Origin of the sequence: Acinetobacter sp. YH12027, assembly GCF_013420085.1 — a bacterium.
Classification (GTDB): domain Bacteria; phylum Pseudomonadota; class Gammaproteobacteria; order Pseudomonadales; family Moraxellaceae; genus Acinetobacter; species Acinetobacter amyesii.
Window position 1 is genome coordinate 99,684 of record NZ_VOYW01000007.1, and the last position, 11,127, is coordinate 110,810.

General features: G+C 41.5%; 15 protein-coding genes. 5 read left to right on the forward strand and 10 right to left on the reverse strand.

Annotated elements, in window-relative coordinates:
• Positions 1-19: 19 nt before the first annotated feature.
• The 3 genes from FTT94_RS03515 (at position 20) to FTT94_RS03525 (ending at position 2,430) form a co-directional block, all read left to right on the forward strand.
• Complete coding sequence (locus FTT94_RS03515) at positions 20-775, forward strand: biotin--[acetyl-CoA-carboxylase] ligase (protein WP_180170237.1); 756 nt, start codon at positions 20-22, stop codon at positions 773-775.
• Between the two features lie 23 nt (positions 776-798).
• Positions 799-1,527, forward strand: coding sequence for a type III pantothenate kinase (locus tag FTT94_RS03520; RefSeq protein ID WP_180048988.1), 729 nt, complete (start codon positions 799-801; stop codon positions 1,525-1,527).
• Positions 1,528-1,752: 225 nt separating this feature from the next.
• The gene (locus FTT94_RS03525) at positions 1,753-2,430 is read left to right on the forward strand and encodes a hypothetical protein (RefSeq protein ID WP_180170238.1); all 678 of its coding nucleotides are present in this window, start codon (positions 1,753-1,755) and stop codon (positions 2,428-2,430) included.
• Between the two features lie 145 nt (positions 2,431-2,575).
• Here the strand turns inward: FTT94_RS03525 and FTT94_RS03530 are convergent, their stop codons facing one another.
• Together FTT94_RS03530 and ffh are read right to left on the reverse strand one after the other, a co-directional pair.
• Complete coding sequence (locus tag FTT94_RS03530) at positions 2,576-3,169, reverse strand: alpha/beta hydrolase (protein WP_180106352.1); 594 nt, start codon at positions 3,167-3,169, stop codon at positions 2,576-2,578.
• 283 nt (positions 3,170-3,452) lie between these two features.
• A complete protein-coding gene (gene ffh / locus FTT94_RS03535; protein WP_078191163.1) occupies positions 3,453-4,856 on the reverse strand; it encodes a signal recognition particle protein in 1,404 nt (467 codons plus the stop codon).
• A 138-nt stretch (positions 4,857-4,994) separates the two neighbouring features.
• Between ffh and FTT94_RS03540 the strand changes: the two genes are divergently transcribed.
• Complete coding sequence (locus FTT94_RS03540; RefSeq protein WP_078191164.1) at positions 4,995-5,804, forward strand: inner membrane protein YpjD; 810 nt, start codon at positions 4,995-4,997, stop codon at positions 5,802-5,804.
• A 151-nt stretch (positions 5,805-5,955) separates the two neighbouring features.
• On the opposite strand, the gene FTT94_RS03545 is transcribed toward FTT94_RS03540, so the two are convergent.
• Positions 5,956-6,165: a cold-shock protein gene (locus FTT94_RS03545; RefSeq protein WP_067761877.1), complete on the reverse strand. Its 210-nt coding sequence runs from the start codon at positions 6,163-6,165 to the stop codon at positions 5,956-5,958.
• 449 nt (positions 6,166-6,614) lie between these two features.
• On the opposite strand from FTT94_RS03545, the gene FTT94_RS03550 reads away from it, so the two are divergent.
• Positions 6,615-7,547, forward strand: a complete 933-nt coding sequence (locus tag FTT94_RS03550) for a tRNA-dihydrouridine synthase (protein WP_180106345.1) — start codon at positions 6,615-6,617, stop codon at positions 7,545-7,547.
• Between the two features lie 92 nt (positions 7,548-7,639).
• Here FTT94_RS03550 and FTT94_RS03555 read toward each other — a convergent pair whose 3' ends face one another.
• From FTT94_RS03555 to FTT94_RS16475, 7 genes are all read right to left on the reverse strand, one after another.
• A complete protein-coding gene (locus tag FTT94_RS03555) occupies positions 7,640-8,008 on the reverse strand; it encodes an SseB family protein (RefSeq protein ID WP_180048992.1) in 369 nt (122 codons plus the stop codon).
• 62 nt (positions 8,009-8,070) lie between these two features.
• Entirely contained in the window at positions 8,071-8,724 is a 654-nt protein-coding gene (locus tag FTT94_RS03560; RefSeq protein ID WP_180048993.1) for a nuclease-related domain-containing protein, read from the reverse strand.
• A 39-nt stretch (positions 8,725-8,763) separates the two neighbouring features.
• Positions 8,764-9,246 (reverse strand): methylated-DNA--[protein]-cysteine S-methyltransferase, encoded by a 483-nt coding sequence (locus FTT94_RS03565; protein ID WP_168378519.1) that lies wholly within the window; start codon positions 9,244-9,246, stop codon positions 8,764-8,766.
• A 37-nt stretch (positions 9,247-9,283) separates the two neighbouring features.
• Positions 9,284-9,601 carry a quaternary ammonium compound efflux SMR transporter SugE gene (gene sugE / locus FTT94_RS03570; RefSeq protein ID WP_078191206.1) on the reverse strand — a complete coding sequence of 106 codons (318 nt, stop codon included), beginning with the start codon at positions 9,599-9,601 and terminating at the stop codon, positions 9,284-9,286.
• A 55-nt stretch (positions 9,602-9,656) separates the two neighbouring features.
• Entirely contained in the window at positions 9,657-9,974 is a 318-nt protein-coding gene (locus FTT94_RS03575; RefSeq protein WP_078191168.1) for a multidrug efflux SMR transporter, read from the reverse strand.
• 302 nt (positions 9,975-10,276) lie between these two features.
• On the reverse strand, positions 10,277-10,975 hold the full coding sequence (locus FTT94_RS03580; protein ID WP_180170241.1) for a copper resistance protein B: 699 nt from the start codon (positions 10,973-10,975) through the stop codon (positions 10,277-10,279).
• Positions 10,891-11,127, reverse strand: a 237-nt coding sequence (locus FTT94_RS16475) for a hypothetical protein (protein ID WP_218955977.1), incomplete at its 5' end; no start/stop codon positions are given. The genes FTT94_RS03580 and FTT94_RS16475, both read right to left, overlap by 85 nt.

Here is an 11,127-nt window from a genome sequence, read left to right on the forward strand (position 1 = left end):
CCACAACTCTCAGATTCAAATGGATTTAGAGACCAGACACTTACAGCAATTGCTGAGCACAGTACCTCAGCCGCCTGAAGTTTTATTACTGAAGCCCATTACCACATCGACCAATGACGATGTCCGTGAGATTGCCAAAAAAGGCATTCAAGATGTTTTGGTATGCAGTGAAGAGCAAACTCAGGGGCGTGGGCAACGCGATCATCAATGGGTCTCACCCGTTGGTAATATCTATTTAAGCACATTGCTGAATTTACAGACAGCTATAGATGGGCGGCTTGCACTCGAAATAGCCTTAAATATCTTACAAATGCCTAGTTTGCAGAATCTCGTATTACAAGTGAAATGGCCCAACGACCTATATAGTCCACAAGGAAAATGGGGCGGGATTTTGATTGAACCGATTTCGCCACATCAAGCAATTGTTGGCGTTGGGATGAACTTATTTCCGATTCCATCCACAGGAATTGAGCAACGTGCAACGTCGTTATCTGAACTCGGACTTCCCTCGCCAAACCGTTTACAGTTAATCGCTGAACTCTATGCCGCGATTCAACTTGCAGGTGAATGGTTCGATCATAACTGCTATAACCTCGCTGCACGATTCAACCATTATGCTGCATTTATGCAACAGCCTGTTGAGCTTGAACACCTGCAAGGCAAAAGCCAAGGTCTCTTTCTCGGTATTGAAAATGATGGTTCGATCAACATCCAAACTTCGCAGCGCTTAGAAAATCATTTCCAAGGTCGCTTACGTTTAGCAGATCAATCATAAAACAGGATTGCAAAGGCCTACTGATGAAAAAATTATGGCTCGATGTCGGTAATACCCGGCTGAAATACTGGATTACCGAACACGATCAAATTATAGAGCATGCTGCGGAACTGCATTTACAGTCGCCTGCCGAACTCCTACTCGGTTTAATCCAGCACTTTAAAAGTTTGGACTTAGGTCAGGTCGGGATTTCCTCGGTACTCGACAAAAAAAATAATGATCGGATTCAAAAAATTCTTAAATTTTTAGCCGTTCCTGTCACTATTGCCAAAGTACATGCCGAATATGCGGGCTTACGCTGTGCATATGAAGACACCAGTAAATTCGGGATCGACCGTTGGCTGCAAATGCTGGCTGTGGTCAAAGACCCTACACAAAAATACTGTGTCATTAGCTGTGGCACGGCACTCACCATTGACTTAACGGATGGCTTACAACATTTAGGCGGCTATATTTTGCCAAATTTGTATTTGCAACGTGATTCGCTCATCCAAAACACCAAAGGCATTAAAATTCCAGATGCCACCTTTGATGAGCTGTCTCCTGGTAAAAACACCATAGACGCTGTTCATCATGGCATCTTGCTCAGCTTGGTCAGCACCATTGAAAAGGTTCTCGACAAATATCCAAGTCAGTTGATTTTAACCGGTGGCGATGCTGCGCTATTTGCACGCTATTTAGAACAATATCAGCCAGCTGTCGAAGCAGATTTGCTGCTTCGAGGCCTACAAAGTTATGTAAATGGCGTGTAATTTAGCCATCTTTTGATAGCAAACTGTGAAAGCGTGATGACCAATGGTGATCACGCTTTTTTATTGATGGTCATTTCATATAAGCGTGGTTACAAATTGTATCGCGATTCATGACCTTTTTTCGTCCAAGGAATTACAATAGCCTGCGATGATCGACAGATACATCAGCAACTTTATAATTTAAAAATGTCTTTCAAGATAGAATATAAGACGAAGAGTATAGATATGAAATTTAAGAATTTACTGGGTTTAAGCCTGCTCGCCTCTACATTATTCTTCGGCGGTTGTACCACCACACAAAATCTAGCCAACTCTAAAATCCCTGCCGAAATCAAATCTCAGCTCAGCACCTCTGAAGCAGTTTTGGGCTATTTTGGAGATGAAGATAATCCTGATTACTGCGGCTGCGTATCGTATATTGACTCAAGTTATTACATGACCCCAGTCCAAGACGGCTATTACCGTGTACTTTTAGGTCGTAATGCCACAGGTGATTTTTTAGTTCAAGATTTTTACCAAGAAACCAAAACCCCTCAATCCTCACCTGCTTGGGTTAAAGATCCGATGAAACTATTTAGTTTCAGTGGCAGTGACATCGAAGGTCCGGTAACGCTTTATCGCAAAAATGGCAAAGTAGAATCTACCTTTGTGAACCAAGATGGCGTGAGCATCCAAGGCGAAGAGTTTTATCCAACAGGACAACGTGGCGCAGCGTATAAAGTCGATGAAAATGGCAATGACGCCTATCGCTTATGGTATGCCTCAGGAAAAATTGCGGCTGAATATGTCGTCGATACCGATGGTGAATATGTTGGTGCTTATAAAGCATGGCAGGAAGATGGTCGCGAAGCCAATGATGACATTGACGACATTCGTGAACGTGTTGCTTTAGAACTCGACTGATCTATCAACAAATCGAACAAACAAAAGGCGCAGATTGCGCCTTTTTTCTCTTCAATTGCACCAATTGCATGATTGTAATCTCAGTCTTCACTAAATCCCTTATCGACAAAACACGCGATCTATAAAACACGCGCTCAAAACCTACCTAAGCCGTTAAAATCGGCTCTAACACGTGCCACAGTTGTGGAATCTCAGAAAAGCCATCTTTTGCTGTGAAATGCCCTGCTTCTTTCACTTCATAAATTTGTGCATTTATAAAATTGCCCAATTGAATCGCAACCGGTGGCGGCACGATTGGATCATTGGATGAAATCAGACTGATACAAATCGGCATATAGGTCTGTAAAACACCGCTATCCATTTTTGCACGTTGAATAAATGCGGTTAATTCAGGCTGTGTCGGTAAACTACTTTTAAAACCTGACACAAAAACGCCCGCTTTAATCCGTGTGCTATGCTGTTCAAAATATTGATTGAGATAATGCAGCGTGGTTAAGCACCCCAAACCATGTGCAATCACGATGGTATTTTCATCCAAATCTGGCATTTGCAACGCTAGAAATTTCTGCCAATGGTCAAAATCAGGTTGTGCCGCATTTGCCATCACGATGCGTCGAGAATAATGTCCTGCTTCTTGCAGCTTTCGTCCCAACCAAGGAAACCAATGATCATTCGGCGAAGTATCATGACCATGAACAATATAGATCTTTTGGCTTTCTGGCGTATGCGGTGTATTCATGATTTGATTCTTATTCTAGGTGATTATTTTTAGTGAAGCTTTCAATTTGCAGTTCGGCAAATTTTCACCTCTGTTTTAAACCTGCCACCTACACGCTCTCAATGTCAATTTGGCATCTTTTTGTAATGATTTAGCTCAGTTCGGTATCTATCGGCTCGTATAGCCAGATTCCCTCATCCAGTACTTGCTATCAAATGCACTCGATCACTTTGCTTGAGCGTACAGTCTCGTTAAATTTCAGCCATAAAAAAAGGCGCTGAATGCGCCTTTTTTTAAGTCCAAATTACTTCGGATCTTTACTGCCGAACAATGGACCCATGCCACCGCCGCCAAATTGTTTTTGCATATTGCCCAATGATTTCATCATTTTTGCCATACCTGTTGGGTTGGCAAACTTCTTCATCATTTTCGCCATTTGCGCATGTTGCTTAATGAGTTTATTCACTTCCGCAACATCCATACCACAGCCTGCTGCAATACGTTTTTTACGGCTTGGATTCATCAAGTCTGGGTTACGACGTTCTTTAATGGTCATCGATTGAATAATCGCTTCCATTTTCTTCACTTGCTTTTCAGGATTTGCTTGTGCAATTGCATCTTGAATCCCTGAGTTGCTCATGCCTGGAAGTTTATCCAGGAAGCCCATCATGCCGCCCATTTTGTTCATTTGTTCAAACTGCATCAGCATATCTTCAAAGTTGAAGCTACCGCCTTTTTGCAGTTTTTTCGCCATTTTTTCGGCTTTTTCTTTGTCGATTTTACGTTCAACTTCTTCGACCAAAGAAAGTACGTCACCCATACCCAAAATACGCTGTGCGATACGTTCAGGATGGAATGGCTCTAGGGCATCGAGTTTTTCACCCATACCCAAGAATTTAATCGGCTTGCCAGTAATAGCACGAACAGAAAGTGCTGCACCACCACGTGCATCACCATCCGTTTTTGTCAGGATCACACCCGTCAAAGGCAAGGCATCATTAAAGGCTTTTGCCGTATTCGCCGCATCCTGACCGGTCATGGCATCAACCACGAACAATGTTTCAGTCGGCTTAATCGCTGCATGAAGCTCTTTAATTTCATCCATCATTTCGTCGTCTACATGTAAACGACCTGCTGTATCGACAATCAAGACATCAGCAAATTGAATTTTTGCTTGCTCAATCGCACGATTTGCGATGGTAATCGGTTTTTCGTCTGCGCTAGATTCAAAGAAAATCGCGCCAACTTCACCCGCAACTGTTTGTAGCTGTTTAATCGCTGCTGGACGATAAACGTCGGCAGACACCATTGCTACTTTTTTCTTTTGACGTTCTTGTAAGAAACGTGCAAGTTTTGCCGCAGTGGTTGTTTTACCCGCACCTTGTAAACCTGCAAGAAGCACAACAACTGGTGGTTTTGCCGCTAGGTCTAGGCTTTCATTCGCCTCACCCATCATTTTGGTCAATTCGTCATGAACGATTTTGACGAAAGCCTGCCCCGGTGATAACTGAGTCATCACTTCTTGGCCCAATGCTTCTTCCTTAACTTTCGCGATGAATTCACGAGTTACAGGTAACGCAACATCGGCTTCAAGAAGTGCCATACGTACTTCGCGTAACGTATCTTTAATATTGTCTTCGGTTAGCTGCCCTGAGCCAGTAACATTTCTTAAACTCTGCGTGAGTCGTTCTGTTAAGGTATCAAACATTGCAAAATCCGCTTAAAATAGCCATGAGCAAAAAATTGTTTCTTAAAATAGAAAATTTATGCATAGAATGCTATAGGATACTTTAGTTCTTGCAGAATTTATATAAATGAATATTCAACATCCTGAAAAAGGTTTGACATGATCAGTCTCCCCTTGGTTTACACGATCCTAGCATTAATCGCTTATACCACGTCTTTTTGGTATTTATTCAGCCATTTAATGTCTAAACGTGCGCCGAACCATTGGTTTATTGGTGTTGTACTTGGTTTAGGCATGTTATTGCATGCAGGTGTTTTATATAACGACATGTTGACGCCTATGGGTGTGAACTATGACGTGTTCAACCTGATGTCATTTACTTCAGGTCTCATGCTATTGCTCAGTGTGTTATTTAGTACCTATCGACCTGTGCTGGCAATGAACCTGTTGGGTATTCCTGTGGCAGCGACGGGGTTGATTTTAGGCTTTGCATTTAGTCGACAAAATCAATTTATAGAACAACATTCACTGGGTTTAGACATCCATATCATCTTGTCACTTTCCGCGTATGCCGTCCTGCTGATGGCAACTATTCAAGCGGTTATTTTGCGTTTACAAGACCGTGAACTGAAAAACAAACAGAAAAAACGTGTATGGGTGAGCCTTCTTCCATCCTTCCAAGCCATGGAATCTTTACTATTTGACTTATTGATTGCTGGTTTTGCACTACTGACCGTGGCACTTGGGTTTGGTTTCTTCACCATCGATAACTTCTTTGCACAGCATTTGGCGCATAAAACTGCCTTTAGCATCATTTCATGGTTCGTCTATGGTGCCTTGCTCATTGGGCATTATCGATTCGGCTGGCGTGGTCAAAAAGCCATTCGCTTTACCATCATTGGTTTTTGTCTCTTGGCAGTCGGCTTTATTGGTTCTAAGTTTATTTTAGAAATGGTTTTAGGCCGCTAAGTCGACGATGAAACGATTTTAAGTTTTATTACGAAGTAAGTTTTATTACGAAGGGAGCTAAGGCTCTCTTTTTTTATAGCTTGATTATTCACACAGAAATAACAGGCATAAAAAAAGCGCTATACAGCGCTTTTTTTTCATTACGTCTAAATTATAGAGCAACGATGTTTACAGCATTCGGGCCTTTTTGACCTTGAGCGATGCTGAAAGAAACCTTTTGGCCTTCTTGCAAAGTTTTGAAGCCAGAACCAGTGATTTCGCTGAAGTGAGCAAAAACGTCAGGACCGTTGTCTTGTGCAATAAAACCGAAACCTTTAGTTTCGTTGAACCATTTAACTGTACCAGTAACTGTATTAGACATAATAATACCTATTAATTTGTTGATTTAGCCATTGGATGATGACTGACTATAACTTGGAAAATAATAAAGAATTGAACTTCATTTCTGTAAAAAACGAAGGATTATGACTAACACTGCGATACTTAAAGAAAATTTACGAAACAATACTTTTTTTCTAGTTGCAGCCATCATACATGAAATCTTAAAAGATTCAAGCACAGTATATGTTGTTGATTCCATTAAAAAACAACAGTAAAAGCCATCTTCTTATTATTACTATCCATCTGTATTTACTCATTTTATTGTTTAAGTTTTATGTCAGTCAAGACTTTACGACTTTGGTCCTAATTTCACCAAATAATTACATAAAATCTTGTGATTTCGTATTCCGCATCACCAGAAGCACAAAACCTAGACATCCCTTTCAAAACCACGTATAACTCCGTTTTTCAATTTTTGGCTGTGTGACCGTGAAACTTGTTCTTGCGCCGATGGAAGGCTTAACCGACCCAATTATGCGAGATGTGTTGACGCATGTTGGGAGTTTTGACTGGTGTGTAACCGAGTTTATCCGTGTCACGGACTCTGTCCTGCCCGACCATATTTATCATAGTTATTGTCCCGAACTGAACAATGACGGCAAAACTGCAGCAGGAACACCGGTTCATGTGCAGTTCTTAGGTAACAATCCGACCATGCTCGCGGCAAATGCTGTACGCGCAGTAGAACTTGGTGCACCTGCGATTGATATGAACTTTGGTTGTCCTGCAAAAACCGTCAATCGCCACCGTGGTGGTTCAGTTCTGCTAGATGAACCAGAAGTGGTGTATGAGTTAGTCAAAGCTGTGCGTGATGCTGTTCCGAGTCATATTCCTGTATCGGCAAAAATGCGTTTGGGTTATATGGATCATAACTTCACCATGGAAAATGCGCATGCCATCGAAGATGCGGGTGCCGCATGGGTTACAGTCCATGCGCGAACCAAAGCCGATGGTTATACCCCGCCTGCCTTTTGGGATCAGTTGCAACCCATTCGTGAAGCATTGAAAATTAACGTGATTGCCAACGGTGAAATTTGGAACAATGCCGATGCCAAACAATGCCAACTCGAATCTGGTTGTGAAGACCTGATGATTGGTCGTGCTGCGGTGACCACCCCTGACATTACACAGTGTATTCGTCGTAATACCGATGAGCCGCTGATTACATGGCATGAACTGCTTGGCTTACAAATTCGTTTCTTAAACGGTTCGTATAAAAAAGAAATGAATATGGTCGGTCGTTATAAACAATGGCTCGGCATGATGTCGAAGCACTATCCAGAAGCCAAAGTCCTTTGGGATGAAGTAAAACGTGTCAAACCACTTGATGAAATCGTGCAAAAACTCAAAGCCGGTATGTAAGTTTTAAAGCACATCGCCCAATATGAAAACGAAAAAGTGTGAAAACAGCTATCTCAGCGTAGCCGCAGAGCCTTTGATTACACCTACAGTGTTCAAAGGCTTTGTTGTTTGGCAAACTCTAAAATTGCATCGATCTCATCTGCCAAAAACTCTTTCGGATGTTCCGAAGTCGGGTTCATCACCAAGCTTGCGCCTTTGGTAATGGCAAACAATTTTTCAGCACTGATCATGACAAATTCTGCGTCTGCGCCAACATCCTGTTGAAGCATCGCAAGACTCAGAAAGAATGGAATGGCTTGCTCGCCCTGCTCCTTTTCCATCAATTGAAAATGTAAATGCTGCTCAGCATCACGCTCACCCAGACAATACACTTGGCTGGCTAAAAGTTGCTGATAAAAGTCTTGGTATTGCTCAGGATGATCTAAAGTCGATTCATAAAGATGTTGAAGCGTGTCGTTCATTGTTATTGTCCGTCTATTTTTATCAGTCAGATACTGTTCACCATCCACAGCATACAGGAAGTTTATGAATTATGCCGTTGATTTAAATCTTCAACGTGCTGTCGATTTGTTTTCCACGATTTTTCTAAAATTTCTTTTTCTAAACGCAACTGTATTCGTTTAAGTTTCATTTCAGAGACCACGGGTTGCTGAAAGGTTTGAACATAGTCCACCCAAGCTGTACCCCGAAATACATTCGACGGCATCTCTGTTTTAAACACTGCTTCAGGCATAAAAACAATCACAGAATGCATATTGTCTTTATCCACAATATCGCTCAACACCTGTTCTAACACTTTCATATGTTTATAATTTTGGTGAATTGGATTTTGAAATTTAAAACTTTTTTTATAAATCTTTTGCGTCCATTGTTTTTGTCTCTCGCTCCCAAAAATCCAGCCCTTATAGTTTTTAGTTTCAATCACAAACACACCAAATGGGCTTAAAAGAAGATGATCAATTTGAGTTGTAGCTCCTTCGCCATCTGGTAAGGTCAAATCATTTAACAAGATATAATGGTCTTTCAAATAAAGTTTGACATGAACGGCGACAGCAAACTCCCCCATTTTCCCCTTTAAATAAGGTTTAAATGCTTTGATTGCCCCCACAATCAGTAACAATGGAATTAGCCACCACAACGTCGAAATGAAGGGTGCAAAGATTTGAGAAATATTCATTAATTTGATTCATTATTTTAAATAAGTATATTTTCTATTTTATTGTAATTTCTCAATTTTTAACAATATTTCTTTATTTTCTAGACCACCCGCAAAACCCACTAATTTTCCATTTGCGCCCACGACACGATGACAAGGTGCAATAATTGAAATTGGATTTTTACCATTGGCTGCACCGACAGCACGTACGGCTTTGACATTGCCGATCTGCTCTGCAATTTGTTTATAACTGCGAGTTTCTCCAAAAGGAATCGTCAGTAAAGCTTGCCAAACTTGTTGCTGAAATGCGGTGCCTTCAAAGTCTAGCGGCAAGTCAAATTGCTGTCTTTTACCTGCAAAATATTCATTTAATTGCTGTGCGGTTTTGAGCAAAATCGGGTGTTGCAGATCTTCAACCAAAGCCGCCAATCGCACACGATTAGGGTTTTCATTTTCCCAAAGAACAGCCACCAATGCGGTTTCATGTGCAACAAGTTTTAATTGTCCAACGGGTGAATCTAAAAACTGATAAGAAAGTTGCATGACATACTCCAAGCTCAAAATCGCAACACTTCATTATTCAGGAGGACGATAATTTCATCAAGACTAGTCCTGAAATAATCAGGACCGCAGCTAGCATACGCATGGCATTGGCAGGCTCACCCAATACAACGATGCCGAGGATAAATGAACCCACTGCACCAATGCCTGTCCATACTGTATAGGCTGTACCCAGCGGTAAGGATTTCATTGCATAAGACAATAAAGCAAAACTTGCGATCATGAAAACAATGGTCAAAATACTTGGCGTCAGTTTGCTAAAGCCTTCAGAGACTTTCATACAATATGCCCAGACTACCTCAAGCAATCCCGCTACAATTAATAAAACCCAAGCCATATTTTTACCCATAAAAAAAGCACAGGGGTCAATGACCGCTGTGCTTTAGAACATATTAACTTGAAGATAATTTCATCAAGATTAGACCAGAAATGATCAGTACTGCGGCTAACATCCGCATGGCAGTTGCAGGCTCACCGAGTATAAAAATACCCACGAGGAAAGAGCCAATCGCGCCGATTCCTGTCCAAATGGTATAAGCCGTTCCTAGAGGCAACGTTTTCATGGCATAGGCCAATAAACCAAAGCTCAGGATCATAAAAAATAAAGTGACTAAACTTGGGCCAAGTTTTGTAAAGCCTTCTGAGAGCTTCATCGAATAGGCCCAAACGATTTCAAAAATACCAGCGAATACTAGAACAACCCAGGCCATGATGCCTTCCTCCATATTAGTAGAGTCAGGTCGTCCTGACGATTTTTCTTACTGGCTTTGAACAAAGATGTAAGGGAGGTCGTTCCTCCGAATATCGTCTCAGTATAGCAAATATGCTGAATTTTAGTGCATTCTTTACATTTTTTGACCAAATCTAGGCCGTTATTCAGTTAAGGAAAAAACTTGTGCAGATGAATTGCACCAAAACATGGCATGTCTGTTCAAAGGATAGATTCAGACATAAAAAAAAAGCATCACCAAAACCTATTGATGATGCCCTCTTTATTTGGTCTATTGGCCGATTAGAACTTCAGACGAAGTCCTGCGCCATACCACCATTGTTTTTCACTTCCAGTTTCAGCTTGCCATGCCGTATGCTGATTTCCTTTTTCGTAGCTGTAAGCAACATCGATAAATGGCATTAACTTTTTATTAATTTCATAGCGTGTTTCTAGCCCTAGCCATACAGAACTGAGTCCTGTTTTTTGTGCATAGGCAGAATCATCACTCAGCACCACATCTAGGTTTAGATACGGTTTTAAAATCAGTTTTTGCGTCAGCAGCAGATCACGTTCGGTTTTTAAAGAAAAACTGACCTGATTATCTGTACCAAGATATAGATAAGCATCAGTTTCAAAGAAATACGGTGCCAGACCATGCAGACCCACCGCAGCATCAAACTGTTCCTTGTCCATCACTTGATGTTCATCGACCCGATAACGTGCGCCAATTTGCGCATCCCAAAAGTCGGAGATCATACGGCTATACATCACTTGAGCCGCATAATCAGCATCTTGAGATTCTGCTTTATCGGCATGTAGTTTGATAAAGAGCTTATTTTCATCGGTCCCGATTCGACTCTCAATTTCGGTCTTTAAACTTCCACTGCCATCGGCATTATTGAGCCATCGATTGTCTATCTCAGTCGCTTGATAAATCTGTCCACCATGTTCACGCTTATGATCAACAGGAAACTGCGCAGAAGCAGCACGTGACGCAATAGATGATGCATTTGCATGTTCTGCATGTTCTGCATGTTCTGCATGTTCTGCATGTTCTGCATGTTCTGCATGTTCTGCATGTTCTGCATGTTCTGCATGTTCTGCATGTTCTGCATGTTCTGCATGTTCTGCATGTTCTGCATGTTCTTAGC

Excerpts from the sequence above, each read along its gene's own strand:
- FTT94_RS03515 (WP_180170237.1), top strand. The coding sequence starts at position 20 with ATGGATTTAGAGACCAGACACTTACAGCAATTGCTGAGCACAGTACCT.
- FTT94_RS03520 (WP_180048988.1), top strand. The coding sequence starts at position 799 with ATGAAAAAATTATGGCTCGATGTCGGTAATACCCGGCTGAAATACTGG.
- FTT94_RS03525 (WP_180170238.1), top strand. The coding sequence starts at position 1,753 with ATGAAATTTAAGAATTTACTGGGTTTAAGCCTGCTCGCCTCTACATTA.
- FTT94_RS03530 (WP_180106352.1), bottom strand. The coding sequence starts at position 3,169 with ATGAATACACCGCATACGCCAGAAAGCCAAAAGATCTATATTGTTCAT.
- ffh (WP_078191163.1), bottom strand. The coding sequence starts at position 4,856 with ATGTTTGATACCTTAACAGAACGACTCACGCAGAGTTTAAGAAATGTT.
- FTT94_RS03540 (WP_078191164.1), top strand. The coding sequence starts at position 4,995 with ATGATCAGTCTCCCCTTGGTTTACACGATCCTAGCATTAATCGCTTAT.
- FTT94_RS03545 (WP_067761877.1), bottom strand. The coding sequence starts at position 6,165 with ATGTCTAATACAGTTACTGGTACAGTTAAATGGTTCAACGAAACTAAA.
- FTT94_RS03555 (WP_180048992.1), bottom strand. The coding sequence starts at position 8,008 with ATGAACGACACGCTTCAACATCTTTATGAATCGACTTTAGATCATCCT.
- FTT94_RS03560 (WP_180048993.1), bottom strand. The coding sequence starts at position 8,724 with ATGAATATTTCTCAAATCTTTGCACCCTTCATTTCGACGTTGTGGTGG.
- FTT94_RS03565 (WP_168378519.1), bottom strand. The coding sequence starts at position 9,246 with ATGCAACTTTCTTATCAGTTTTTAGATTCACCCGTTGGACAATTAAAA.
- sugE (WP_078191206.1), bottom strand. The coding sequence starts at position 9,601 with ATGGCTTGGGTTTTATTAATTGTAGCGGGATTGCTTGAGGTAGTCTGG.
- FTT94_RS03575 (WP_078191168.1), bottom strand. The coding sequence starts at position 9,974 with ATGGCCTGGGTTGTTCTAGTATTCGCTGGTATTTTTGAAATCGTTTGG.